Origin of the sequence: Candidatus Halobonum tyrrellensis G22 (assembly GCF_000495475.1) — an archaeon.
In the GTDB taxonomy this organism is placed as follows: Archaea; Halobacteriota; Halobacteria; order Halobacteriales; family Haloferacaceae; genus Halobonum; species Halobonum tyrrellense.
In genome coordinates, this window is record NZ_ASGZ01000002.1 from 46,577 (window position 1) to 72,222 (window position 25,646).

The window sequence follows — 25,646 nt, forward strand, 5'->3', positions numbered from 1 at the left end:
CGACTCCCGGCCGCTGTTTTAGGCTGGCCAAAAGATCGGAACCCCTATTAATAATTAGGCGGGCCTAAACCGCATGGTACGAGACGACGAAGCGCGACCGGGGCACACCCGACGCGACTGGATGAAGTACGGCGGCGCGCTCGTCGCCGGCGGCCTGCTCACCGGCTGTACGGGCGGCGACTCCGAGTCCACGCCCACCGGGGCGGCGGCGGAGGCGACCACCGGCGAACCGGTTACGGCGACGCCCGCCGACGCGGCCGCGGAGACCACGGCGGAGTCGACCGAGAGCGGTTCCTACGAGGCGTGTCTCTCGCCCGCCGGCTGCGTCGAGTTCGCGGAGCCGCCGGGGAGCGTGCTCACGATCCTCCCCCACCACGCGGACATGGCGACCGCGGCCGGCCACGGAGATGCAGTCGACGCGATGCTGTACAACCCCGGCTACAACGGGACGATCTGGAGCAAGTTCCTCGAACGCCTCCCCGGCGTCTCCGTCGAGTGGGCCGACCTCCCCGGGGAGTGGAACCCGAGCAAGGAGTTCCTCTACGAACTCGACGCCGACCTCCACCTTGACGACCCCGCGTACATGACGACGATGGACGCCTGGACCGCCGGCGACATCACGGAGGTCACCGAGAACGTCGGCCCGTGGTTCGGCAACACCTTCAGCAACGCCAACAAGCAGCCGCCGGGCGAGTGGGCGGAGGGGTACGAGTACTACACGCTGTGGGAGATATTCGAGCGGGTCGCGCAGGTGTTCCGAGCCGAGGAGCGGTACACGGCACTCAAGCGCGTCCACGACGAGATGCTCTCGACGGTCGAGTCGAACCTCCCGTCCGAGGACGAGCGGCCATCGGTCGCTATGATCATCCTCTCGCAGGCGGAGGACAGCATGTGGGTGTACGCGCTCAACGGTCCGGGATTCCTAACCGCTCACACCCGGCCGCTGGGTGCGACCGACGTGTTCGCCGACGTCGAGACCGAGTCGACGGTCGGATACGAGGGACTCCTGGAGGCCGACCCCGACGTGATCCTGTGTCTCGCGGGGATGTCAGACCAACGCCACGTCTCGAAGACCCGCGAGCGGTTCGAGGACGACCCGACGGCGCAGTCGGTGTCGGCAGTGGAGGACGAACGGATCTACACCCAGGGCGGGCGGAACCAGGGCCCGCTGATGAACCTGTTCCAGACCGAGATGGCGGCGAAACAGCTCTACCCCGAACAGTTCGGCGAGTGGCCCACCTACACCGAGGGACCGTACCCCGAGATCCCCCCGGAGGAACAGTTGTTCGACCGCGAACGGGTCGCGGACATCGTGACCGGAGCGACCTAACTATGAACGACGACACCACCCGGCGCGAGTACGTGAAGTACGGCGGGGCGGTGGTCGGAGCCGGCATCCTCGCGGGCTGTTCGGGCGACGGCGGGGAGTCGACGACGGGGTCGGACGCGACCGAGTCGGCCGACCCGACCGATCCGGCGACCGAGTCGGCGACGGCGCCCGCGACCGACACGCCCGACGGCGGTGACGACGGGACCGGGGAGGAGTCGTACGCGGTGACGATGTCGCCCGTCGGCACCGTCGAGTTCGACGCGGTGCCGACGAACTTCCTGACGTACTACCCGCTATCGGCGGGAACCGCCGTCGCGCTGGGTCACGGCGACTCCATCAACGCCATCGGGTACGACAAACAGCTGTTCGGCGACACGGTCGACTACTACTACGACAGCCTCGACGGCGTCTCGTTCGACTGGGAGGGGCTCGGCCGCGTCACGCCGAGCGGCGACCCCGGGTCGCTCGACGCGGAACTGTTCTACGAACTCGACAGCGACGTTCACTTCCTCGACCCGTGTCTCCTCCGGAGCAGTTCGTTCGGGTGGAGCGAGAGCGAAATCGACGCGCTGGCCGAGGACATCGGCCCGTGGTTCGGCAACTACTACAGCCGGACCGACGCTCGGCCGCCGGAGCCGTGCCGCGACGACTACGAGTACTACTCACTGTGGGAGTACATCGGCAAGATCGCCGCCGTGCTCCGGGAGGGGGAGCGGTACCGGGCGTTCAGGTCGCTACACGGGGAGGTCATCGGGCGGATCGAGTCGGCGCTGCCGCCCGAGTCTGAGCGACCGACGGTCGCGGTCGTCGCCTACAGCGGCGGGACGTTCTGGCCGTACGACTTCACGGGTGACGGCTACCTCTGGGCGCACGTCCGCCCGTTCGGGGTGACGAACGCGTTCACGACCACCGATGTCGCTCCCGGCGCGGACGGCTCGTACGACTACGAGGCGCTGGTGGAGGCGGAGCCGGACATCGTCTTGCGCTACTGGGGGACCGCGCTCGGCGACTCGTTCCTCGACAACCGCGCGGAGGTGCTCGGAGACGCGCTCGCGTCCGAGGTGCCCGCGTTCCGGAACGGGCGGTACTACGCGTCGGGCAACGGGATGCAGGGGCCGGTCACGAACCTCTATCAACTGGAGATGACCGCGAAGCAACTGTTCCCCGAGCGGTTCGGCGAGTGGCCCGGCTACGGGGACGGCGAGTCGTACCCCGCGATCCCCGAAGGCGAGCGGCTGTTCGACCGCGAGCGGGTCGTGAGCATCGTGAACGGGGATCTCTGACGGGACACCGCCGGCGGCTCCCCCCGCGGCGAGCCGGGGAGATAGGAACCACTATCACGGATTAGGCGAGCCTAAGAATCGTGCCATCGAACGACACCGACGAGCAGGACGCGACGCGGCGCGAGTACGTGAAGTACGGCGGGGCGGTGGTCGGAGCCGGCATCCTCGCGGGCTGTGCGGGCACCGACTCGCAGTCCACGACCGAGTCGACGCCCGCCGAGACGGCAACCGGGACCGGGACGGCAGTGACCGCCAGTCCGACCGAGACGGCGTCAACGGCCGCCGCGATGGACCCCGTCGGCGAGGTGTCGTTCGAGACGGCGCCGGAGTCGTGGGTCGGCGGGTTCGGGTTCACCGCGGACGTGTTGACCGCACTCGGCCACGCCGACGGCGTCGCGGGCATGCTCGGCCCGTCGTACTGGTTCCAGGGCTTTTACGACCGGATCGGCGTCTCGGCGCCGTCCCCCGACGAGGTGACGAAGGTCACGAGCGAGGACTGGTCGATCCTCGCCGAGGAACTGTACGAACTCGACCCCGACGTGGTGGGGGTCGACCCGAACGTGTTCCTCTATTACGGGCTCTCCACCGAGGAACTCGGGCGACTGACCGACGAGGTCGCTCCGTTCTTCGGCAACGCCAGCCGTCGCACGCGCGTCGAGGGGTGGCCCGACTGGCCCGACGGGGCGTACGACTACTACGACATCCCATCGTTCATCCGCCGGTACGGGCGGGCGTTCGGCGAGACCGAACGGGCAGCGGCGCTCGTCGACACGTACGAACCGGCGCTGGCCGACATCACCTCGCGGGCGCCCACGGGGTCGGACCGACCCACGGTCGGCCTGCTGAACGGCCGCTACAACCCCCAGAACCGCGACGGGTTCGTCGTCTACGACCCGGCGTCCGAGATCGACAGGACGTACGGGAAGAAACAGTACCGCGACCTGAACGTCCGCGACGCGTTCGCGGGCGTATACGACGGCCAGTCGAGCGTCACCGTCGGCTACGAAGCGCTGCTCGAACACGACCCCGACGTGATCGTCTTCCACCTCGGCGTCTCCCACCGCGACCTCGGCGGGGAGAACTACGTCCAGCCGACGGTCGACCTCCTGTACGACAACTCGGTCACGAGCCAGGTCACCGCCGTCGAGGAGGACGCGCTCTACGTCGGCGGAACGCCGTACCAGGGACCGATCGTCAACCTCTTCCAGACCGAGATGACCGCCAAACAGCTCTACCCCGACGAGTTCGGCGCGTGGCCGGGGTTCTCGGCGGGGGAGTCGTACCCGGATATCCCCGCCGACGAACGGCTGTTCGACCGCGAGCGACTGGCCGCCATCGTCGCCGGCGACCGCTGACCGGCCGCCCGAACGGCGGAGAGTGACCGAGGCGGCATCAGCGATGGAAAACCCACACGTTCGATTTAGGACAGCCGAAAATGGGAAGTCCTATTAACGATTAGGCGAGCCTAACAGTCATGACACCGGACGACACCGACGAAGACCATCCGACGGACGGCGGGGACGGGGCGGGCGGCGGTCCCGCCGCGCGCACCGCCCGCACGGGGAGGGGAGACGCGGGCACCGACACCGGCGACGGGGCGCTCTGACGGTGAGCGACCGAGGGCGGGGGGGACCGACCGACGGCGACGCCGGACAGGGGGCCGGGTCCGGATCCGAGGCGACCGACTACGACCGCGACGTGGTCGTCGTCGGCGGGGGACCGGCGGGCTGTTCGGCGGGCGTGTTCACCGCCAGGGACGGGCTCGACACCGTCGTCTTCGACCGGGGACGCTCGTCGATCCAGCGGTGTGCGTACCTGGAGAACTACCTCGGCTTCCCCGGCGGGGTCGACATCGAGACGCTGTACGGCCTGATGCACGACCACGCCGAGGCGGCGGGCTGTGACGTGGTCGCGGACGTGGTCGAGTCGGTCGAGCGCGCCGACGAGGGGGGACCGGGAGGGTTCGTCGTCCACCTCGGGGAGGGCGACCCCGTCACGGCGCGGCGCGTCGTGGCCGCGACCCGCTACGACGGCGAGTACATGCGCGGACTCGACGACGACGACGCGATGTTCGAGACGCACGACCACGGCGACGAGACCCACGAACAGTTCGACACGGCGTACGCCGACGACGACGGCACGACGCCGGTCGAGGGGCTGTACGTCGCCTCGCCGTCGGCGGAGGCGAACCGACAGGCGGTCATGGCCGCCGGTCGGGGCGCGCGCGTCGCGGTGACGCTGGTCGAGGCGGTCCGCCGCGAGCGGGGGTACCCCGAGGCGCTGGCGAACCACTACGACTGGCGACGGCGGGAGGCGGAGCTGTCGGGCGAGTGGGCCGACCGCGACCGCTGGCGGGAGTACGTCGACGGGCGGATCCCCGACGACGCGGACCTCGACGACGACCGCCGGGTCGAACTGCGCGAGCGGGCGATCGACCGCCGGTTCGACCAGTACCTCGACGACGACGAGGTCGACCGCCGGACCCGAGCGGGCCACGAGCGGCTGCTCGAACACGTCGACGACGACGCGATCGTGGCGGCCGCCCGCGAGATCGAAGCCGAACGCGGGACGACGCCCGCGGAGTCGGCCGGGGGAGGTGAGTGAGCCGTGGCGAGCGAGTCGGTGTCGCCCGGGTCGGCCGCCGAGGACGGCCGCGACTGGCTCTGGTGGCTCGACGGGAAACTCGCGGGCGTCTGTGTCGCGAGCCTCCTGGTCGTGGTCGCCGGCGGGCTCGTCCAGGTGAGCTTCGGCGCGTACACGATGTCGATCGTCGAGGCGTGGCAGGCGGTGTTCAACCCCGACGTGCTGTTCAACGCCGACGCGTGGCGGGCGTTCCTGCTGGGGGGCGAGGTACCCGAGATGAACCGGCGGAGTCTCATCGTCTGGAACATCCGCCTGCCGCGGGTGTTCGTCGCGGCGCTCGTCGGGATGAACCTCGCAGTCTCGGGCGCCATCTTCCAAGCGATCACGCGGAACGAACTCGCGAGCCCGTTCATCCTCGGCGTCTCGTCGGGCGCGGGGTTGATGATCCTGCTCGTCCTCGTGGTGTTCTCGGGGGTGACGCTGGTGATCCCGTACGTCTTCGGCACGCTCGTGCTCGGGGTGTCGTCGCTGTTGCCGGTGATCGCCTCGCTCGGCGGCATCGGCGCGTTCCTGATCGTCTACGTGATCGCGTGGAAGAACGGCACCTCCCCGATCCGGCTGGTGCTCGCGGGCGTCATCGTGGGCACCGTCTTCCAGTCGCTCCAGACGGGGCTGTTCTTCTTCGCCGACGACCTGGGCGTGGTCCAGTCGGCCATCGCGTGGACCACCGGGTCGCTGACCGGCACCGACTGGGAGCAGGTCCGGATGGCGGCGCCGTGGACGGTGCTGGCGATGGTGCTCGCGCTGGTGAGCGCCCGGCAGTTGAACGTGCTCCTGCTCGGCGAGAGCACCGCGAAGGCGCTCGGCATGTCGGTCGAGAAGGTCCGGTTCGCGCTGTCGGGCGTGGCGGTGCTCGCGGCGGCCGCGAGCATCGCCGTCGCAGGCATCGTGGGCTTCGTCGGCCTGATCGTCCCGCACATGGTCCGGAACGTCGTCGGGAGCGACTACAAGAAACTCGTCGTCGGCTGCGCGTTCACCGGTCCGGCGCTGATGGTCGCGGCCGACGTCGGCGCGCGGCTGGCGTTGAACCCCGTCCAGATACCCGTCGGCATCGTGACCGGACTCGTCGGCGGGCCGTACTTCCTGTACCTGATGCGGAAACAGCAGACCATGGGTGAGATCTGATGAACGACGACTACGTCACCGAGAACTGGAACGAGACCGAGACCGAACGCGAACCCGAGACGCGGACCGACGGCGGCGAGTCGGTGGCTGTCGCCCCCGAGACCCGCCAGCGGAGCGGGGAGTCCCCCGGCGGCCCGGACGGACCCGGCCGCTCGGGCGAGTCCGAACGGTCGGGGTGCGAGTTCGCGGGCGAGGAGTTGGTGATCGGCTACTCCTCGGGCGAGGAGCCGGTGATCGACGGCGAGACCCTCCGGGTCGAACCCGGCGAGGTGACCGCGCTCGTGGGACCGAACGGCAGCGGGAAGAGCACCCTCCTGAAGGGGCTGGCCGACCAACTCTCGATCCGGAACGGCCGGGTCCTCCTCGACGGGGACGACGTCTACTCGCTTTCGGCCAAGGAACTCGCGAAACGGCTGGGCCTGCTCTCACAGGAGAACGTCTCGCCGAACAGCATCCCGGTCGAGAAACTCGTCGAACACGGCCGGTACCCCCACCGCGGGTTCTTCGACTCGCTGACCGACGAGGACCGCGAGGCGATCGACCGCGCCATCTCGCTGGCGGGCGTCGACCACCTCCGCGACCGCGAGGTGGGTAGCCTCAGCGGCGGACAGAAGCAGTTGGTGTGGATCGCGATGGTGCTCGCCCAGGAGACGGACGTCCTCCTGCTCGACGAGCCGACGACGTTCCTCGACCTCCACCACCAACTCGAAGTGATGGAGATCGTCGAGACGCTGCGCGACGAGAGCGACATCACCGTGGTGGTCGTCCTCCACGACATCGACCAGGCGGCGCGGTACGCCGACCACATGGTCGCGCTCAAGGACGGCTCGATCCGCGCACAGGGCGCGCCCGACGAGATCGTCACCGAGGAACTGCTCGCCGACGTCTTCGAGATCGAGGCGGTCGTCGAACCCACCGCGTACGGCCCGCAGATCACGCCGCTCCACCCCCTCCACGACGAGCACAGCCACGGGTCGGACACCCCCCGCCCGGGCGACGGCTCGTAACCTCACACCCGCACCCCGCCCGGCCGCGACCCGACCGAACAGCTTCCGCCGCCCACTCGCACAGCCGCTCGACCCCGCACCGTACCCGACCGGAGGAACTATGTTGTTTTAGGTGTGCCTAAAACACATGCGTACCGACACGGACGAGAACGCGACGGTCGACCGGGGCGCCCGCGTGGCGTCACGTCGACCGTCCCGGCCGACCGGCGTCGGCCCGGCGGCCGGTCGACCCCGGGAGGAGGGGAGGTAGCGAGGGATGGTGGGGACCACGCTCACCGAGATCCGCGAGCACATCGAGTCGCTCGCCAGCGACGACGGGTCGTTCTACCTCGTCTGCGGGCGGACGGGCGAGCGACCGGTCCCCGCGGCGGGCGAGCGGTTCGACGGGCGCGCGACTGCGCGGGCGGCGCTGCGGGCGACCGAGCAGTACCGGACCGCGCTCCGGCGGTACGACCCACAGCTCCCCTACTACGACCTGATCGTCTGCGAGGACACGCGGCCGGCCGCGACGGCGGTCCCGCCGGACGCGAGGTCCGAGCGGGAGGCGGCACCGGCGACGGGGTCGGACGCCGGAGCGGCCGCGGAGTCGGGGACGGAGCCGTCGGCCGACCCGGAGCGGCGGCGGCTGGTCGAGTTCTGCCACCGCGTCGCGGCGGCGGTGTTCGAGACGCTGTCGGACGCGGAGTACGACGGGGTCGAGACCGCCGTCATGGACGCGTACTTCGAGTTGGCGGAGACGCTGGCCGACCCGGACGACCTCTGTCTCTGCCTGCTGGAGTGTACGGCGGCGGAACTCGACGCGCGGCTCACCCCCGCCGAGCAGGCCGACGTGCTCTCGCGTGCGGTCACCCGACTGACGCCGGTCGAACCCGCCGACGACCCGGTTTCGGCGACGTTCGACCGCCTCCAGCGGCTGGGACTGGTCGGGGAGTACAGCCGCTCGCCCGCCGCGGTCGATATCGACGCCGGGGTGCGGACGGTCGTGGTCCACCTCTCCGAGTACGCGCTCTCGCCGCGCGAGGGCCGGCTGCCGGTGCTCCCGGTCGCGTTCGACCTCTACCGCCAGCGGCGCGACCCGCCCTCGCGGTTCCGCGTCTCCCGGGTCGGCGACGGCTGGCGCGTCGTGTTGACGTTCGCGGACGGGGAGCGCGCCCCCGACGGGCTGGCGAGCGTCCCGATCCGGTCGGAGGGGTGACGGTGGGGGTCGAGACGCACGTCGACCGCGCGCGCGATCGGGTCCGTACGGAGGTGGACGCGCTCGACGCCAAGTCCGCGGCGTTCGAGACGTTCCTCGCCCGCGTGAAACGCCTCCCGCCGGAGCCGACCCCGCGGTCGTCGGCGGTGGCGGCGACCGGCGGGACCGACGCCCGCTTGCGCGCCGACGGGGCGACCGACGAGGGGTGTCGGGCGGTCCGGACCGCGTTCGACGAGACGGTCCGCTCGCACAGCGTCGCGGACGTCGAGACGCCGGAGCCGCTGTTGGAGACCGTCCGCAGCGAGTTCACCGACTCGATCGCACTCGCGCTCGCGCCGACGACCGACACGTCGTTCTCCGCGGGAGTCAAGCGCGCGGTCGTCGCCGAGACCGAGACGCGACGGCGCGAGACGGCGGCGCTCCGTCGGGCGCTCGACCGCGAGGCGGAGAGCCTCGCGGCGGCCGCGGCGGCCGTCGACGAGGTGACCACCTGGGTCGTCGAGGCGGACGAGCGGCCGCTGACGGACTGCGGATTCGACGCCCTGCGGCGGCGGCACGCGACGCTCGCCGCCCACCGCGAGCGGTGTGAACGGGTCGCCGCCGACCGGCAGGTCCACCTCGACGGGACCACCGCCGCGGCGGAACTCGACACCGCGGTGACACACCGCGCGCTCCCCCCGTACCTCTACGACGACTTCCCCACCGACTACCCGGTGTTGTCGACGGTCGCCCGCCTCGACGACACCTGCGCCGACTGCCAGCGCGCGGTCCGCGGCCACCTGGTCCGGCGGGCCTGAGCCGGGTCGCGGTCGGCGGCGGTCGAGTGAACGGGCGCGGCGAACCGGCCGAACCGGACGGCGAGTTGCCCCGACCGCGTCTACAATTTTATCGTCGTTCGACCGCAACGTTCGGGAGAACGACCGTGATAGAATCGACCCCGCGTGCCGGCGCCGGAATCAGGTTCGCCGGGGGCGGAGGCGCCCGCGTCGATGCGAGCACGGACAGTCGACACACCCCCACCCAGTAGAACGATGAACGACGGAGCGAACGGCGAACGACGGATCGACCGACGGACGCTGCTCCGGTCGGCCGCGGTCGGCGGTGCGGTCGTCGGAGCGACCGGCGCCGCGGGCGGTTCGCCGGACGGCGACGGCGGTAGGAGCGACGCCCCGACCGAGTATCAGGTGGACTTCGCCGCGGGCGAACCGATCGAACAACTCGGTGAAGATGGGCTGTACGCCGAGGAGGACCGGCTGATGCGGTTCGCGTTCGGGTCCACCTCCGAGGGCATCACCGAGAAGGACACTGCGTGGCCGAGCGCGGAGATCCGCGACTGCGTGGAGTACGGCCACATCGTCGAGGACGACGGCACCGCGAGCGTGCGGTTTACCGTCGCCGACGACTGCGACGAGACGACGCTGTCGCTGGCGGTCTACTCGATGCCCAGCGACGAGTTCTCGGCTGACACCGCCGACGAACAGGAACTTCTGGGTGCGACGACCGGGACGTACGAACCCGGCGACCACACCATCACCGTCGACTTGCCGAGCGGCGCGGACGACGGCGGCGCGAGCGGGTGGGTCCCGCCGTCGGGGACCACCGAGTACGGCCGCGCGGTGACCGTCGGCGACGGCCGGGTGCGGCCGTTCACGACAGTGACGGCGGCGGGCGAGCCGCGATACCACGGCGTGCTGTTCGACCGCGACGCGCTGGTCGGCCTGCCGAGCGCGGACGAACTGGCGGCCGCGGCCGACGACGCCGAGACCGACAAGTACCGCGCCGGCGGTCAGGCGCGCCGGATCCACCGGCGGTGGTCGCGGGAGTACTTCGTCCCGTTCCCGGCCGCCGAGGGGACGCCGTTCACGTTCCTCGGACTCAACTGGAACCCGAACGGCCACCCGGGCGGCGACGGCGCGTGGGGCGTCCCGCACTTCGACGTTCACTTTCACACCCTCGACCCGGCGACGGTCGACGCCGTCGAGGGACCCACCGCCCCGCCGTACGACGACATCCCGAGCGAGCGGGTCCCGGAGGGGTACGTCCGCGGACCGGCCGTCGACGAGCGGTACGTCACCGACATGGGCGAACACCTCGCGCCGTCGGACGCGCCCGAACTACCGGGGAGCCCCGAGGCGTTCACCGCGACGCTCGTTCAGGGGTTCGTCGGCGTCGGCGACGGGAGGACCGACCCCCGGTTGGCGTTCGTCGAGCCGATGGTCACCCGCGAGTACCTCCGCGGGGTCGACGGCACCGAGCGGTTCGCGGTCGCACGGCCCGACGAACTCCCGCACGACCTCCGGCACCCGACGGCGTACAGCGTCCGCGACGTGCCGTCGGCGGACGCGGTCGCGGTCGTGTTGGAGGCGTTCGAGTAGGACGCGACTGCGCGTCCGGGCGGACGAGCGGTCGGACCGCGGGCGCGGTCCGCGGCCGGCCGCGAGGGGGGAGTCCGAGGGCCGTCGCGGGCGGCGCGCCCGCCGCCGAGTCGATGAGGGAAGCGTTATGGCCGGGCGCCGGAACCGGGTGGACACAACATGTCGGCTCTCTCCGACCGGGCCGGGGTCGACCTTCCGATCGACACCGCGTGGCTCTCGGTCCCCGCGGGGGTCCTCCTCGCGGGTGCGGTCCTCCTGTTCGCCCCGCTGCCGGGCGACGCCGCCGCGATGCTCGCGATCACGGCGTTCTGTATCAGCCTCTGGGTCGGCACGCCGGTCCCGCCGTGGCTCACCGGGCTGGTCGGCATCGGCCTGATCGGCGCGCGCTTCTCGACCGACCTCGCGCTGTACGGCTTCGCGATGCCCGCGACGTGGCTCATCCTCGTCGGGATCCTCATCGGGGAGGCGACCCGGCGGAGCGGGCTGGCGGTCCTCGTCGAACGGGGCGTGCTCTCGGCGATGCCCGCCCGCGCGACCGACGACGCGGTCGCCGCCTACCGCTACCTGCTCGGCGCCTTCTCGGCGATCGCGGTCGGGTTCGTCCTGCTGGTCCCCTCGGCGCTGGTGCGGGTGCTCATCCTCGGACCGATCCTCGTCTCCGCGGGCGGGCGGTTCGCCGAGCGGCGCGCGCGGGTCGGCCTGTTCTTGGGACCGCTGTTCGTCACGTTCTACGGCGGGGCGGGCGTGCTCACGGGGTCGCTTCCCAACATCATCATCACGGGCATCACGGAGTCGGCCGCGGGCGTCTCGATCGGCTGGGTGGAGTGGCTGGTCTGGATGGGACCGGTGATGACCGTCGGCCGGTCGCTCGCGGTCGTCGCGGTGGCGTACCTGCTGTACCGCCCCACCGACGCCGACGCGCTCGACGCCGACGCCGGGGTTCCCGACGCCGCGGCCGACGGCGACGAGCGGCGGATGCTCGCGTTCCTGCTCGTCGGCGTCGCGGTGTGGGCGACCGACTCGGTCCACGGACTCCACCCGCTGTACGGCGCGCTCGTCGTGGCAGTCCTCGCGTTCCTCCCGCGGGTCGGCGTGGTCGAACTCGACGCCGTCGGCGACGCCGACTTCTCGATCGCCTTCTTCCTCGGCGCCATCTTCGCCATCGCCGAGGGGCTCGGCCGCACCGCGTTCACCGACATCGCCGCGGGCGCGGCGCTGTCCGCGGTGCCGGCCGACGCGCCGCTCCCGCTGGTGCTCGCGGCGGTCGCCGTCGTCTCGGTCGCGGTCACGTTCGTGATGGAGGGGCTGGCGGCCACGAGCGTGATCACCCCCGTGCTCGTCTCGTTCGCCACCGACGCGGGCGTCCCGCTGCTCCCGGTCGCGATGATAGAGGCGGTGTCGCTCGTCGCGTACGTCTTCCCCTACCAGTCGGCGGTGCTGGTCGCGATCCTCAGCCTCGATATGGTCGACCCGCGCGAGCTGATCCGGATGACCGCCGCGTGCTCGGTCGTGACGCTCCTGGTGCTGATCCCGGTACAGATCGGCGTGTTCACCGTCGCGTTCTGAGCCGAGCTGGCGGCGCGTCGGCGACGTACGGCGTCGCGTCGGCGACGTACGGCGTCGCGTCGCCGACGTACGGCGTCGCGCCGACCAACGCACACGGCGTCGGGGGTCCGACGGTGCCGCGTTCGGAGGCGGGACCGTTGGCCAATACGGTTTTACTCCTCGCTGGCGCCCGTGTACGTGTGTCAGAGCGTCCCGACGGGGGCGCGCTCCCGGCGCGCGTTCGGGCCGGAAGTCGGGGACCCGCACCCGGGAGGGACACCGACCGCAGCGCGCGCGACAACAGCGACCCAACACATGTCTGAACAGGAACGCACGCTCGGAATCGTCGGACTGGGATCGATCGGCGGCAACCTCGCACGACAGGCCGTCAGGAAAGACATCGACGTCGTCGGCTTCGACGTGAAAGAGCGCCCGGAACTGGAGGACCTGGGCGTCGACGTCCACGAGGCGGGCGACTACGAGGAGGTAGGGGAACTCGACGCGCCGCGTGTCGTCTACCTCTCGCTGCCCGCGGGCGAACTCATCGACAGCGAGATCGACGGCCTGCTCGACCACCTAGAGGAGGGCGACGTGATCATGGACGGCGGCAACTCCTTCTGGCGCGACTCGATGCGCCGCGAGGAGGCGTGCTGGGAGGAGGGCGTCTACTTCCTCGACACCGGCACCAGCGGCGGGCCGCCCCGCGCCGCGGAGGGGGCGTGCTTCATGGTCGGCGGCCGCGAGGAGGGGTTCGCGATCGCCGAACCGTACCTCGACGCGCTGTCGGTCGAAGACGGGCTGATCCACGTCGGCCCGCCGGGGAGCGGCCACTTCACGAAACTCGTCCACAACGGCATCGAGTTCGGCATGCTCCAGGCGATAGCCGAGGGGGTCGAACTCCTGATGGCGGGGCAGTTCGACATGGAGGACACCCTCCCCGACCTGTTCGAGACGTGGAACAACGGCGCCGTCATCGAGAGCTGGCTGGTCGAACTCATGGGGAAGGGCCTCCGCCAGGAGGACCAACAGTCCGACGCGCCCGACGACTTCACGGACATCCCCAACTACATAGAGGACACCGGCGAGGTCAACTGGCTGGTCCAGGAGGCGTTCAAGGGGGAGACGCCGATCCCCGTCATCACGCAGTCGGTGATGGAGCTGTTCAAGTCGCGGGGCAACCAGCGGCACGCCTACCGCGCGGTCGCGCTGATGCGACACGGGTTCGGTCTCCACCCGTTCGGCGAGGACGAGTACTTCGCGAACGAACGGGTCACCGGCCGCGTGGAGAACGTCTCGCGCAACAAACTCCGAAACGACGAGAGTACGATGGACACCGTCCACTCGACGCGGACCGGCGAGTACCCGGCCGACCCGGACGAGGACTGGCCCGACCACACCACCTGACGGAGGAGACACACCATGGCAAAACAGTTCGTCTACGACGACGACGGCGATGAGATCACCGCGTGGGCCGAATCCGAGGCGGAGGCGGTCGAGAACGCGCGGTCGGAACTCGACGCGGCGGGCGTCGACCTGAGCGACGACGAGGTCCGCGACCGGATCCGCGTGATCCCCTCGCCCCAACGGATCAAGAGCAGCGCCGAGGAGGTGCTGATGGACAAGCGCCGGCGCGGCGGCATCGAGGCCGCCGAGGTGGTCGAGTCCGGCATGGACGTCGGTCTCGGCACCGGGAGCACGACCGCGTGGGCCATCGCGGCCATCGGCTGGAAACTCGACAGCGGCGAACTCGAAGATGTCCGCGGCGTCGCCACGTCGCTCCAGAGTCACGACCTGGCGCGCGAACTCGGGATCCCGCTGACCGACGTCGACGGGTTCGACGGACTCGACGTCGCCATCGACGGCGCCGACCAGTGGGACCCCGAGAACCCCCACGTCGTGAAGGGCGGCGGCGCCTCGCACGCCCGCGAGAAACTCGTCGACTCGATGGCCGACCGGCTCGTCGTCGCGACCGACGACGAGAAGCGGTCGACGCCGCTGTCGTACCCGGTGCCGCTGTCGGTGCTCCCCGAGTCGCGCAACGTCGCCCAGCGCTGGGTGCGGGAGATGGGCGGCGAGCCGCAGCTCCGCTACGCCGAACAGAAGGACGGCCCGCTGTTCACCGCGAACGGCAACGTGATCGTCGACTGTGACTTCGGCGAGATGGACGACATCGAGGGGCGGGCGACCGAACTCGCGCGGGTGCCGGGCGCACAGGAGCACGGCCTGTTCGTCGACATGGTCGACAGCGTCGTCTACGGCACCGACGACGGCGTCGACCACGTCGAGTTCTAGGGTCGGCGACGGCCGACCCGAGCGCTCGGGTCGGGGGCGGATTCGACCGAACCCGCGCTCAGATCGCCGTCCAGCCGCCGTCGACGTAGACGAGTTCCCCCGTGACGTAGGCGGCGTCGTCGGTGGCGAGGAACAGCGCCGCGCCCGCGCAGTCGTCGGGGCGGCCCGCCCGACCCAGCGGCACCGGCTTGATGAACTCGCTGTCCGCGTCGCCGCCCTGCCCCGCGGCGTCTCGCGCCTGTTCGCTCCACCCCTCGGAGAACTCGGTGGCTATCTGGCCGGGGGCTATCGCGTTCACGCGGATGCCGTGTTCGGCGAGTTCGAGCGCGGTCCCCCGGGTTATCATCTTGATCGCCCCCTTGGTGGCGTCGTACTGGACCTGGTCGTGTTGGGCCACCTCCGAACTGATCGAGGCGGTGTTGACGATACAGCCCGGCTCCCCCCGGTCGAGCATGTCGTTGGCGGCGGCCTGCGTGCCGAAGAAGTAGCCGCGGACGTTGGTCTCCTGGAGGGTGTCGAACGCCTCCTGTCCCACGTCGAGGAACGACTCGCTGTGCTGACGGGCGGCGTTGTTCACCATCACGTCGACGCCGCCGTACTCGCGGGCCGCCTCGACGACCGACTCCAACTGTGCGAGGTCGGAGACGTCCGTCTCGACGTACTCGGCGGTGCCGCCGTCGTCGGAGATCCGGTCGTGCGTCGGTGTCTCCTCCCCGTCGAGTTTCGGCTCCTCCCGCACGTCGGCGTTGATCACCGTCGCGCCCGCCTCGCCGAACCGGAGCGCGATGGCGCGGCCGATGCCCGCACTGCCGCCCGTGACGATCACCGTCTCGCCGTCGAAATCGAAGCTCGTCGATCCCACGTCCGAGCGTCCTCGCGTCGGGGTGTTAAGTGTGCTCGCCGGTAGCGCGTGACTCGGGGAACGGTCGAGACGGGGAGAAGCGTCGACGCGGGAGTCGCGCCCGCCGAGGGGACCGCGTCACGCAGTCGTGGTCGGTCGGTCCCCGCCGAAAGGCACGTTAAACGACCCCCCCAATAGCCGGTAGACACACATGGACGGCCAGCACCTTCCGAGCGACAAGGACGCGCTGATCAGTTCCCCCCGCGAGGAGAGCGGGTACGTGCTGTCGACGGTGAACCAGTACCCGTCGCCCGCCGCCGACGGCGACTGGCACGGCGCGCTCATCGAGGAGACGTCGGCGTTCCGCGCCGACGTCGAGCAGTTCGGCGACTTCCACACGCTCCTGTGGGACGCCGACCGCGAGCAGACGCTCGACGTGCGCAACGACGCGTACGACAGTGCCGTCTCGACGGAGTCGGCGCGCGTCCCCGAGACGCACATCGAGAACCGGTTCGCGTTCGACGACGGGACCGATGCGTCGCTCGAACAGGACGTCGTCACCTGCGTGGACCGGCCGGCGCTCGCGGTTCACAATCGCGCGTCGTTCGAGGCGTCCGAGGCGTCCGAGGAATCCGAGGCGTCCGGGGAGTCGACCGATCGGACCGTCTTCTCGGTCGTCAACTCCTCGATCCACGCCGGCGAGGACGAGGAGGGCGGCGACCGCGCGCACGTCGTCACCGCCGAAGACGGGGCGGGCGACGAGTACGAGTGTCTGGTCTCGACCGACGGCGAGCGGCACTTCGCGGTCGCGCTCCACCGCCCGGAGACGGGCCAGCGCTCGTTCGACGGCCGGCGGGTCGGGGTCCTCGGCGAGACGGAGGGCGACGACAAGAGCGCCTGGCACGACATCTACGGCGAGAACGACGGCTACATCGACTCGAACGAGGCGGGCGAGGGGTCGATCGACCTCGGGTTCGGTCTCCACGTCGGCGACGACCGCGAGGTGGAGTGGACCACCGCGGTCGGCTTCGGCCGCACCGAGGAGGAGGCGGTCGATGCCGCGACGACGACGCTCGCGGCGGGCTACGACGCCGAACGCGAGGCGTTCGCCGACGCCTGGGAGACGTGGCACGAGGGCGTCGCCGACGGACCGACCGACGACGACGCCGCGAACGACATGTACGAGCGGTCGCTGACGAGCATCAAGTGCGCGCAGGACCCCACCGGCGCGACGGTCGCGGGCGTGTTCGAACCGAACGAGCAGGGCTACCGGTTCGTCTGGCCGCGCGACCAGGTGTTCATCGTCGCCGCCCTCCTCGCGGCCGACGCCGAGACGGAGGCGCGCGAGGCGCTCGCGTGGCTCGACGACAAACAGATCGACGACGACACCACCGACGACCGCGACATCCCCCGCGGGGGGACGTGGTGGCAGAACTACCGCTCGGACGGCGAACCCCACTGGCGCGCGCTCCAACTCGACCAGGTGGGCGGCCCCGTCTACGCCCACTGGCTGGTGTGGCAGGAGACCGGCGACGACGCCGTCCTCGACGACTACTACGCGATGAGCCGGCGCGCCGCCGAGTTCCTCCTCGGCTACGACGACGACGGCTTCCCCGGGAAGTCCCAAGACCCCTGGGAGGAGGTGTGGGGTCACTCCACCGAGGGGAGCGCCGCCGCCATCGCGGGGTTACGCGCGATGGCCGAGATGGCCGACGAGCGCGGCGACGACGCGTTCGCCGACGACTGTCGGGCGACCGCCGACGAGTGGGCGGGTACCTTCGACGACTACTGCTTCCGCGAGGACGGCTACCTCGGCGACCACTACGTCACCGCCGCCGCACCCGAGAGCGGCGGCGGCGGCGTCGCGCCCGACGAGCGACCCGACGCGGCGGCGTTCATGGCGTGTTGGCCGTGGAACGTCGTCGCCGCCGACGGCGAGACGATGCGCTCGACGGTCGAACTCGCCGACGACCCGGCGTGGCGCGCGGGCGACACTCCCTGCGTCGGCCGCTACCCCGAGGACGACTACACCCCGTCGAGCGAACCCGAGGACGGCGGGTGGCCCATCTGCGAGGCGTTCGCCGACGCCGTCCGGTGGCTCGACGGCGACGAGGACGCGCTCCGCGATCACCTGTTCGACGACGCCCCCACGTGGACGACGGCGACCGGACTGCTCCCCGAACAGGTCGACGGCGACGGGACGGTGCGCTGGAACGCGAACCTCCAGTGGAGTCAGGCGATGTACGTCCTGCTCGCGGAGAGCTACGTCCGCGACGAGCCGTACGGAATGGCACCGGCACCCGACGCGGAGTAGCCGCGACGGCCGGCCGTCCCGGACCGACGGGCAGAACGGGGTCGGCGGGACCGGTCGACGGACGAGGGGTGCGAGGAGCGCGAGCGGCGACCGGCGCGAGAATACTAACAACTTACGTGACGAATGTACACCTGTAACGGTCGGATCGCCGGCCCGCGGACCGTCCCGGTCCGGCGGGGTCGGGCGGTCGCGCACGTCTCGGCGTCGCGAGTATCGAGCGACCGGAGGGACGAGGAGGCGGACGACCGCGGCCCGGTCAGCCCTCGACCGCCGTGACGTCCGCGCCGTGGTCGATGTCGGTCCCGAGTAGGTCGAGGAACTGCGCGATCCACTCGGCGTGGTCGGGCCACGCCCGCGCGGTCACGAGGTTGCGGTCGGTGGTCACCTCGTCGACCCACGAACAGCCCGCGGCCTCGACTTCGGGCCGCACGGCCGGGTAGGAGGTCATCTCGTAGCCGTCGAGGACGCCCGCCGCGGCGAGCACCTGCGGGCCGTGACAGAGGGTGGCCACGGGCTTGTCCGCCTCGAAGAAGTGCCGGACCGTATCGAGCACCGCGTCGTACTCGCGGAGGTACTCGGGCGCGCGCCCGCCGGGAACGACCAGCGCGTCGTACTCGCTCGGGTCGACGTCGTCGAACGAGTGGGTGAGTTCGAAGTCGTGGCCTCGCTCCTCCAGGTAGGTCTGGTCGCCGCGGAAGTCGTGGATCGCCGTCTTGATCGACTCGCCCGCCTCCTTGTCGGGGCAGACGGCGTGTACCTCGTGGCCCACGGCTCCGAGCGCCTGAAACGGCACCATTATCTCGTAGTCCTCGCCGAAGTCTCCGACGACCATCAGGATGCGCTTTCCGGACATGGCGAGTGTTCATAAGGAACGATCGGGTAAAAGCACGCGCCCCGTTCCCGGTCGGCGGGAGTCGACGGACAGACCGCGATCGGCTTGATATCGGACGGGTGCGTAGCTCCGGCCGTGGACCAGATAGAGTACGTGTACACGGCGGGGATGACCGAGTCGGAGGTGGACGAGCGCCTCCGGGAGAGCGAGGCGGGCGTGCTGTCGCTGGCGGACGGCGGGGACGCGTACGCCGTCCCCGTCTCGTTCCACTACGACGGCGCGTCGCTCCACTTCCGGCTTGGCGACGAGGGCGACGGCCGGAAGTTCGAGTTCGCCGACGCGACCGACCGCGCGAGTTTCGTCCTCTTCGACGCCGACGGCGACGACTCGTGGAGCGTGGTGGCCGCGGGCCCGCTTGACCGACTCTCGGACGCCGAAGCAGACGAGTACGACGCGGCGACGCTCGACGAACGGTTCGGCTCGCTCCGCGTGTTCGGCGAGTCCGTCGAGGAGACGGACCTCGCGCTGTACGAACTCCGGGTCGAGGAGGTGACCGGCCGGCGGACGGTCGAGTAGCCCGGCGGCCGGCCCGAACGGTGGACGCCGACGGCCGGTCAGTCGTCGCCGAACCGCTCCTCGCGGACGAACAGGTAGGCGGTGAGGAGGATGAAACTCCCCCCGAGGACGCCGGTCGCTAGCCCGAGCCGGAGGTACCGCATCCCGCCGGTGAACCAGAGGACGCCGAGGAACGCGGCGTACAGCGACCCGACGAGGTAGAGCACCGGCCGGAAGTACGTCGTGAGGTAGACGCCGACGCCGGCGAGGAAGACGACGCCGAACAGGACGAACTGGACGGACGCCGCGCTCCCGAACGGTTCGACCGCGAACCCGAGGTAGAAGTGGACGACCGAGAGTGCGAACGCGAGCAGGACCGCCGCGTAGTGGAGACGGTCGGCCGAGTGCGGGCGGGTGGAAGTCACGGGCGTTCGCTCGTAGAAGGGCGGGCGGGTTCTAACGGTGACGGTCGGTCACGAGTCGGCAGGGAGTGACGACGCTACCGCGACCCGGGCGTGGGAACGGTGGGCACCGACTCGGACCCGAGATCCTCGTCGGGGACGATACGGAGTTCGAGGCCGCCGTCGCCGGCGACCGAGACGAGCACCTCCTCGACCCGGCGGGCGTACTCGCTGACGTGCTTGCCCGACCGGCGGACCCGGGTCCGCTCGTCGAGTAGGCCGGCGTCGGTCAGCAGGTCGAGCTTCCGGTACGCCGTCGACAGCGGCAGGTCGCACGCTTCCGACAGTTCGCCCGCCGACAGCGCCGCGTCGCCGGTCGCATCGAGGATGGCGCGGCAGTCGGCGTCGTTGAGCGCCGAGAGGACGGCCTCGGCGTCGTCGACGGGGACGCCGGCGTCGGTCGACTCGCGCGTACGGCGAACGGCCGCGGGGGTCATCTGCGTCGTGGACTGGCTCATATCTGATCGGTGGAGCCGAGAGGAGAGGAACGTCCACCCCCAGTATCCGGGGAGGTTTATATACACCCCGTCGGTCGCCGGTCGTCTACCGCGGCGCGGTCACCGGGCGCGACTCGCGGCCGGCGAGAACGCGCGCGTGCTCACGCGTGCGCCGCAGACCACACAGCCGTGTGAGACCAGCGCCTCGCGCATCGACGCGTCCACCTCGACCGCCTCGCCGCACGCCGGACAGTCGAACGCGTACACCTCGTCGTCGTGAGTCATGAGAGCACGTACGTCACCGGAGGATAAATGCCGTTCCGGGATTCCAACCGGGTGAGAACAACGAGCGGGGCAGCGAGCGGAAACCGCGAGAGACGCGAGAGACGCGAGAGACGCGAGAGACGCGAGAGACGCGAGAGACGCGAGAGACGCGAGAGACGCGAGAGACGCGAGAGACGCGAGACGCGAACGGGCGGGTCGAACGCTCGCCCGCCTCAGCCGAGAACGTACCCGAGCGCGGGGTACTTCTCGATCAGCGGTTCGCCGTCGACCTCGTACTGTTCGACGTAGGTGTCGAGTCCGAGGATGCGGCCCGCGCCGAACGCCGCGACCGAGAGGAACACCAGCATGTACATGAAGTCGCTGTTGATGACCCCGTGGGCGATGTCCCAGTTGCCGAAGTAGAACAGGATCATCATGAACGCCCCGAAGAACGCCGCGAGGCGGGTCAGCAGGCCGACCATGACGCCGAGGCCGATGGCTACCTCGCCGAACGGGACGGCGACGTTGACGACGTCGACGAACCAGGGGGTCTGACCCATCCACAGGAACAGCCCCTCCAGCGGGTTGCCGTTGGTGCCGGCGGCGTTCGTGAGGTAGCCCGCGGCGCTGAAGCTTCCCGAGAGCACCTTGTCGAGCCCGGAGTAGAGGAACGCGAATCCGATGACGAGACGGAGCGCGAGGACGAACCACGCGCTGAGGCTGTGCGCACGACCGGTAACTGTGAGGTCGCCGATCCGGCTTTCGAACGTGTTGGGGGCGGTCGGAGTCATCTGTTTCACGGTTGGACGAACGCCGGGGGAGGAGATATAGTCGGAGGGAGCTTCTCGGACGCCGGGAAACGGCCGTCTCGGGGACGGCCGACCCCGGGGTCGGTCGACGACCCGCGGAGCGGAGACCGACGGCCGGTGACCGGAACGAACCCGTCCGGTCCGTCCGAGGGGGTCGACCTCGTCGTCACCGGGGTCGCGGCGTTCGGCGGCGTCCCCGTGTCCGACCGAGCGCCGGGCCGACAGCGACCCCGCCCCGACGAACCGCAGATACGTACGCCGAGCCGGCGACGGGCCGCACGAACCGGCCTTCGCCGCGGGGAGCGTCGGCCTTATCTCCGGCTCGGGGGGACGCGATCCCGTGCCCTGGCTCGACCTCCTGATCGGAAGCGGACTCGGTCAGCGCGGCGCCGGCGGGTGAGTCGACCGCGGCGCCGCGGCGACGCTCCGCGGGGAACACGACTCCGACCCCGTCGCGACACTGGAGGAGGCGACTTCGGCCGTCGCGTTGATCGTAACGCGGAGCCGTACACGGGCCGCCTCTGAATAGTAGTATCTTAGACTGTAATCGGTTGATATATGTATTCAGGCTGTTCTGGGTCGATCGATAGTGGTTCGTCCCCGATCCGCTCTAGACGGTCATTAAAACGACTCCGAGCGACGGATCCCGTTTCGTCGAACGCCGAGCCAAGAGATCGGTGCTGGAAACGGTGATTCGACGGCAGTACGGCGTACGACGCCGTCGTGGGTCTACACAGTCGCTTTTCGAATCGCTTCGGTCTCCACCGCGGACAGCTCATCCGATTTGATATATCGGATCCACTTACTGATCTGTTTTTCTATACGTCTCCGGGTCGGTGTGACCTGATGCCGAGCGGGCGGCGACGGCACCCCCCGTTCGGCTACCGCCAGCGGATCGACCGGGTCCGCTCGCTCAGCGCCGACAGCGGCGGGAGGACGGCCAGTTCCACCCCGGGGAGGGCGGCGACGACGAGGAGGTAGCCGCCGGGCGACCACGGGCCGGCGGAGAACTCCGCCCACAACTGCCAGACGGCGGCGAGGGCGAACAGGCTCACGAACACGCGGACCGCGAGATACGTCCCGACCAGGTGGGAACGCGAGACGCTCACTGCCGCCCTCCGACGCCGTCGGGGTCGTCCCGGTGCATACCGGAGCGAACCGGACCGAGTACATACGTGTTCGCGCCCGACCCTCGCGCGTGATAATCCGACCCACGGGGCGAGCGTGTGGGGCCGACCACCGACAGGGCAAAGACGCCGCGTTTCGACCGGACGGACGTGACTCAGCGACTCATCCAGGTCGGCACCGGTAACCAGGGCGAGACGTGGTGTCGGGAGTTCCTCCCGCCGAACGTGGCCGACGGCACCGTCGAAGTGGTCGCGGCCGTCGACGTGAACCCCGACGCCCTCGACAACGCGGTCGAACACCTCGACCTCGACGAGAGTCGGTGTTACACCGACGCCGGGACCGCGATGGCCGAACGCGACGCCGACGCGGTTGCGCTGGTGGTGCCGCCGTCGTTCCGCGAGGAACTGGTCGAGACGGCGCTGTCGCACGACCTCGATATCCTCTCGGAGAAGCCGCTGTCGGACTCGATGGCGGGCGCGCTCCGCATCGTCGACCGGGTGGAGACGGCGGGCGCGAAGATGGGCGTGACGATGAGCCACCGGTTCCGGCGGGACGTCACGTCGCTCCGCCGGCGGATCGAAGCCGGCGAGGCGGGACCGGTCGACTACCTCCACGGCCGGTACGCGGTCAACGCGCGCTCGCGGGGGAGTTGGGCCGGCGAACGGCTCTACGACCTCGACGAGCACCCGCTGTTAGTCGACGGCGCGGTCCACCACCTCGACCTGCTGGCCGACATGGCGGGCGAGCGCGCGGAGACGGTGTTCTGTCGCGCCTGGAACCCGCCGTACTCCGAGTTCGCGGGCGACCCGAACGCGGTCGTCCAGGTCACGATGGAGAACGGGACCGCGGTGGCGTACGAGGGGCTCAACACCGCGGCGGCTACGTTCAACGGCTGGGGGGCCGAGGGCGTCCGCGCGAACGGCCGGGACGCCACGTTCGTCCTCGACGGCGGCGACCTCCGGCGGTTCGACTACGACCCCGACGCCGAGGGCTGTCTGGGGAGCGCGCGGTTCGAGGACGGCGACCCGGTCGAACTCGACGACGGCGACAAGTGGGGCAACGCGCGGCTGATCGAGCGGTTCGCCGACTGGTGTGCGGGCGGCGAGCCGATGGCGACGAACGCGCGAGACAACCTCCAGGCGATGGCGCTGGTGTTCGCCGCCATCGAGAGCGCCGAGACGGGCGAGTCGGTTCGGGTCCAGGAGTTCCTCGATGCCCGCCGCGAGGCGGTTTCGGCCGCCGACTGAGGAGTCGGGGTCGCTCACGGCGGGAGCGCTCGGGGCGGCGAGTTCGGGGGCGGCCACCGAAGCGAGGGTGGACCGACCCCGCGACGAGGTGCACCTATTACCCCGCTGGCTGTCGTGCGAGCCATGGACGACGGCAGTCCGGCCGACGCGAGCGCCCGGGAGGTCCTCCGGTACGACGACCCCGCGGCGAGTGGATAGCGGCGCTCCCGGTCGGGAACGGCAGGCTGGGCGCGATGGCGTACGGCGGTCTCGAACGAGAGCGGGTGCAGTGTAACGAGGAGACGCTGGGGGCCGGGGGCCGACCGACCGGACGGTCGAGGGCGCACACGAACACCTCGACGACGTGCGCGAGGCGCTGTTCGACGGCCGGTACGAGGAGGCCCAGCGGCTGTGTGACGACCACCTCCGCGGCGACCCCCTCGGCACCCGGCCGTACCTCCCCTTCTGTGACCTCCCGGTCGACGAGCAGGACGGACGGGACGGTGCGGGCGCGAGCGACGGGGGACGACCGTCGCCGCGTTCGACACCGTCCCCGGCGGCCGGTACCGACTCGTCGTCGGCTGACTGCGGCGCGGCGGCCGCGGTGCGTTCTGTTTGACCGAACGGCGTTCCGTGTAGCTGGGTTAGGCGGACGGCTCCACTCGGCCGAGGTCACACCGATGGTCCGGCCCGCGTGTCGGTGCGGGCGTCGTTCGTCACGGCGTCGCTCGCCCACACGACGACCGCCGCGCGCCGGGAACCGTCGACTCGGTGCCCCACTCCGTGCGTTCGGCTACCGGCCCGGGAAACCGCCGGGCGGGACCGCCGCTCCGCCCGTCCCGGCCCCCAGCCGGCGTTACAGACGTACGCCTGTAATCGAGCGGTCGCGGCGGACGGGCGGTCCATCGTTCGCCGTGCCCGTCTCGGGCGGACGGTCCGAGCGTGTGGGTAGTGCCGTTCTGTGGTAGTGGACCGGAGTCGGTTCGTCGAGAACGGGCCGCCGCTCGACGTGTCGAGAGCCGGGTCGAGGGGGCGCCCGGCGACTCGGCCACGCCGGGCGGAGCACGTGAGTAAGGGACCGTTCACCGACACTGGAACGGGGTTCGCCTCTGGGGGCGACATCGTGCCAGCGCAGAACAAGCTATATGTAACAGTAGTTCGTGTCGGACCCATGGCCGAACCGAAACACCCGGTCCGCACCGTCGACCGCACCTTGGAGATCCTCGAGATCATCCGTGACCTCGACGGGACGGGCGTCTCCGAGATCGCCGACCGCGTCGACATCGGCAAGAGCGCCGTCCACAACCACCTGAGCACGCTGGCCAACCGGGAGTACGTCGTCAAGGAGGGCGACGAGTACCACATCGGCCTCTCGTTTCTGGGTCTGGGCGCGTACGCGCGCAATCGGACGGAGATATACGAGACCGCCCGACCCGAGGTGGACGAACTCGCCGACGACACCGGCGAGTTAGCCAACCTGATGGTCGAGAAGAGCGGCAGCGGCATCTACCTCTACCAGGCGGAGGGCGACAACGCGGTCCAACTCGACACCTACGAGGGGAAGCGGACCTACCTCCACTGTACGGCGCTCGGGAAGGCGATCCTCGCGTTCCGCCCCCGCGAGGAGGTGGAGGCGATCCTCGACGAACGGGGGATGCCCTCGGTGAGCGAACACACCATCACCGACCGCGAGGCGTTCTTCGAGGAGTTGGCGGAGACGCGCGAGCGCAACTACGCCGTCGACCGCGAGGAGCGGATCGACGGCCTGCGGTGTGTCGCCGCGCCCATCACCGACGACGACGACCGCAGCATCGCGGCCATCAGCGTCGCCTCGCCCACCCACCGCGTCAGCGACGAGCGGTTCGAGCAAGAACTACCCGACCGGGTACTCGGGACGGCGAACATCATCGAACTCCACCACAACTACTCCTGACCCCGGCTCCCGCCGAGTCGGCGGATCGTCCGCGCGTCGGCGACCCGACGG

26 protein-coding genes are annotated in these 25,646 nt (G+C 70.4%); 18 read left to right on the top strand and 8 right to left on the bottom strand.

The features are described from left to right. The first annotated feature begins 73 nt into the window (after window positions 1-73). The 11 genes from K933_RS00375 to K933_RS00420 all read left to right on the top strand — a co-directional run bounded on the left by K933_RS00375 (window position 74) and on the right by K933_RS00420 (window position 12,524). Window positions 74-1,330, top strand: a complete 1,257-nt coding sequence (locus K933_RS00375; RefSeq protein WP_049947407.1) for an ABC transporter substrate-binding protein — start codon at window positions 74-76, stop codon at window positions 1,328-1,330. 2 nt (window positions 1,331-1,332) lie between these two features. Beyond that, window positions 1,333-2,613, top strand: a complete 1,281-nt coding sequence (locus K933_RS00380) for an ABC transporter substrate-binding protein (protein ID WP_023392676.1) — start codon at window positions 1,333-1,335, stop codon at window positions 2,611-2,613. An 80-nt stretch (window positions 2,614-2,693) separates the two neighbouring features. Next, window positions 2,694-3,968 (top strand): ABC transporter substrate-binding protein, encoded by a 1,275-nt coding sequence (locus K933_RS00385; protein WP_023392677.1) that lies wholly within the window; start codon window positions 2,694-2,696, stop codon window positions 3,966-3,968. 119 nt (window positions 3,969-4,087) lie between these two features. After that, window positions 4,088-4,219: a hypothetical protein gene (locus K933_RS19145; RefSeq protein WP_268744609.1), complete on the top strand. Its 132-nt coding sequence runs from the start codon at window positions 4,088-4,090 to the stop codon at window positions 4,217-4,219. Window positions 4,220-4,311: 92 nt separating this feature from the next. Then, a complete protein-coding gene (locus tag K933_RS00390; protein ID WP_049947446.1) occupies window positions 4,312-5,217 on the top strand; it encodes an NAD(P)/FAD-dependent oxidoreductase in 906 nt (301 codons plus the stop codon). A 3-nt stretch (window positions 5,218-5,220) separates the two neighbouring features. Beyond that, on the top strand, window positions 5,221-6,381 hold the full coding sequence (locus tag K933_RS00395) for a FecCD family ABC transporter permease (RefSeq protein WP_023392679.1): 1,161 nt from the start codon (window positions 5,221-5,223) through the stop codon (window positions 6,379-6,381). Then, complete coding sequence (locus tag K933_RS00400) at window positions 6,381-7,388, top strand: ABC transporter ATP-binding protein (RefSeq protein WP_023392680.1); 1,008 nt, start codon at window positions 6,381-6,383, stop codon at window positions 7,386-7,388. Before K933_RS00395 ends, K933_RS00400 begins: the two co-directional genes overlap by 1 nt. A gap of 256 nt (window positions 7,389-7,644) precedes the next feature. Then, window positions 7,645-8,583, top strand: coding sequence for a DUF7551 domain-containing protein (locus K933_RS00405; protein WP_023392681.1), 939 nt, complete (start codon window positions 7,645-7,647; stop codon window positions 8,581-8,583). Window positions 8,584-8,585: 2 nt separating this feature from the next. Next, window positions 8,586-9,380: a DUF7260 family protein gene (locus tag K933_RS00410; protein ID WP_049947447.1), complete on the top strand. Its 795-nt coding sequence runs from the start codon at window positions 8,586-8,588 to the stop codon at window positions 9,378-9,380. A gap of 234 nt (window positions 9,381-9,614) precedes the next feature. Beyond that, window positions 9,615-10,958: a hypothetical protein gene (locus K933_RS19435; protein WP_023392683.1), complete on the top strand. Its 1,344-nt coding sequence runs from the start codon at window positions 9,615-9,617 to the stop codon at window positions 10,956-10,958. Window positions 10,959-11,117: 159 nt separating this feature from the next. Next, window positions 11,118-12,524, top strand: a complete 1,407-nt coding sequence (locus tag K933_RS00420) for an SLC13 family permease (protein ID WP_023392684.1) — start codon at window positions 11,118-11,120, stop codon at window positions 12,522-12,524. Here K933_RS00420 and K933_RS18195 read toward each other — a convergent pair. Further along, window positions 12,508-12,669, bottom strand: a complete 162-nt coding sequence (locus K933_RS18195) for a hypothetical protein (protein WP_161631390.1) — start codon at window positions 12,667-12,669, stop codon at window positions 12,508-12,510. The two genes, K933_RS00420 and K933_RS18195, sit on opposite strands and share 17 nt — an antisense overlap. Before the next feature lie 149 nt (window positions 12,670-12,818). Between K933_RS18195 and K933_RS00425 the strand changes: the two genes are divergently transcribed. After that, window positions 12,819-13,907 carry an NADP-dependent phosphogluconate dehydrogenase gene (locus K933_RS00425; RefSeq protein ID WP_023392685.1) on the top strand — a complete coding sequence of 363 codons (1,089 nt, stop codon included), beginning with the start codon at window positions 12,819-12,821 and terminating at the stop codon, window positions 13,905-13,907. Between the two features lie 15 nt (window positions 13,908-13,922). Further along, complete coding sequence (gene rpiA, locus K933_RS00430; protein ID WP_023392686.1) at window positions 13,923-14,795, top strand: ribose 5-phosphate isomerase A; 873 nt, start codon at window positions 13,923-13,925, stop codon at window positions 14,793-14,795. A gap of 58 nt (window positions 14,796-14,853) precedes the next feature. On the opposite strand, the gene K933_RS00435 is transcribed toward rpiA, so the two are convergent. Then, complete coding sequence (locus K933_RS00435; protein ID WP_023392687.1) at window positions 14,854-15,657, bottom strand: SDR family NAD(P)-dependent oxidoreductase; 804 nt, start codon at window positions 15,655-15,657, stop codon at window positions 14,854-14,856. A 190-nt stretch (window positions 15,658-15,847) separates the two neighbouring features. Between K933_RS00435 and K933_RS00440 the strand changes: the two genes are divergently transcribed. Continuing rightward, on the top strand, window positions 15,848-17,950 hold the full coding sequence (locus K933_RS00440; RefSeq protein WP_023392688.1) for a glycoside hydrolase family 15 protein: 2,103 nt from the start codon (window positions 15,848-15,850) through the stop codon (window positions 17,948-17,950). Window positions 17,951-18,206: 256 nt separating this feature from the next. Here K933_RS00440 and K933_RS00445 read toward each other — a convergent pair whose 3' ends face one another. Next, entirely contained in the window at window positions 18,207-18,803 is a 597-nt protein-coding gene (locus K933_RS00445) for a DJ-1/PfpI family protein (protein WP_023392689.1), read from the bottom strand. Between the two features lie 114 nt (window positions 18,804-18,917). Between K933_RS00445 and K933_RS00450 the strand changes: the two genes are divergently transcribed. Beyond that, window positions 18,918-19,358, top strand: coding sequence for a pyridoxamine 5'-phosphate oxidase family protein (locus tag K933_RS00450; RefSeq protein ID WP_023392690.1), 441 nt, complete (start codon window positions 18,918-18,920; stop codon window positions 19,356-19,358). A 38-nt stretch (window positions 19,359-19,396) separates the two neighbouring features. On the opposite strand, the gene K933_RS00455 is transcribed toward K933_RS00450, so the two are convergent. The 5 genes from K933_RS00455 to K933_RS00470 all read right to left on the bottom strand — a co-directional run bounded on the left by K933_RS00455 (window position 19,397) and on the right by K933_RS00470 (window position 22,417). Then, window positions 19,397-19,762: a DUF7475 family protein gene (locus K933_RS00455; protein ID WP_023392691.1), complete on the bottom strand. Its 366-nt coding sequence runs from the start codon at window positions 19,760-19,762 to the stop codon at window positions 19,397-19,399. A 74-nt stretch (window positions 19,763-19,836) separates the two neighbouring features. Then, window positions 19,837-20,256 (bottom strand): winged helix-turn-helix domain-containing protein, encoded by a 420-nt coding sequence (locus K933_RS00460; RefSeq protein WP_023392692.1) that lies wholly within the window; start codon window positions 20,254-20,256, stop codon window positions 19,837-19,839. A 99-nt stretch (window positions 20,257-20,355) separates the two neighbouring features. Next, on the bottom strand, window positions 20,356-20,520 hold the full coding sequence (locus K933_RS18495; RefSeq protein ID WP_023392693.1) for a DUF7560 family zinc ribbon protein: 165 nt from the start codon (window positions 20,518-20,520) through the stop codon (window positions 20,356-20,358). 212 nt (window positions 20,521-20,732) lie between these two features. Continuing rightward, window positions 20,733-21,290, bottom strand: coding sequence for a DoxX family protein (locus tag K933_RS00465; RefSeq protein ID WP_049947449.1), 558 nt, complete (start codon window positions 21,288-21,290; stop codon window positions 20,733-20,735). Between the two features lie 899 nt (window positions 21,291-22,189). Beyond that, entirely contained in the window at window positions 22,190-22,417 is a 228-nt protein-coding gene (locus K933_RS00470) for a hypothetical protein (protein WP_023392695.1), read from the bottom strand. A 168-nt stretch (window positions 22,418-22,585) separates the two neighbouring features. Between K933_RS00470 and K933_RS00475 the strand changes: the two genes are divergently transcribed. From K933_RS00475 to K933_RS00485, 3 genes are all read left to right on the top strand, one after another. After that, window positions 22,586-23,683 carry a Gfo/Idh/MocA family protein gene (locus tag K933_RS00475; RefSeq protein WP_023392696.1) on the top strand — a complete coding sequence of 366 codons (1,098 nt, stop codon included), beginning with the start codon at window positions 22,586-22,588 and terminating at the stop codon, window positions 23,681-23,683. Between the two features lie 343 nt (window positions 23,684-24,026). Continuing rightward, window positions 24,027-24,281 (top strand): hypothetical protein, encoded by a 255-nt coding sequence (locus K933_RS18860; RefSeq protein ID WP_023392697.1) that lies wholly within the window; start codon window positions 24,027-24,029, stop codon window positions 24,279-24,281. Window positions 24,282-24,833: 552 nt separating this feature from the next. Further along, complete coding sequence (locus K933_RS00485; protein ID WP_023392698.1) at window positions 24,834-25,595, top strand: IclR family transcriptional regulator; 762 nt, start codon at window positions 24,834-24,836, stop codon at window positions 25,593-25,595. Window positions 25,596-25,646 lie beyond the last annotated feature (51 nt).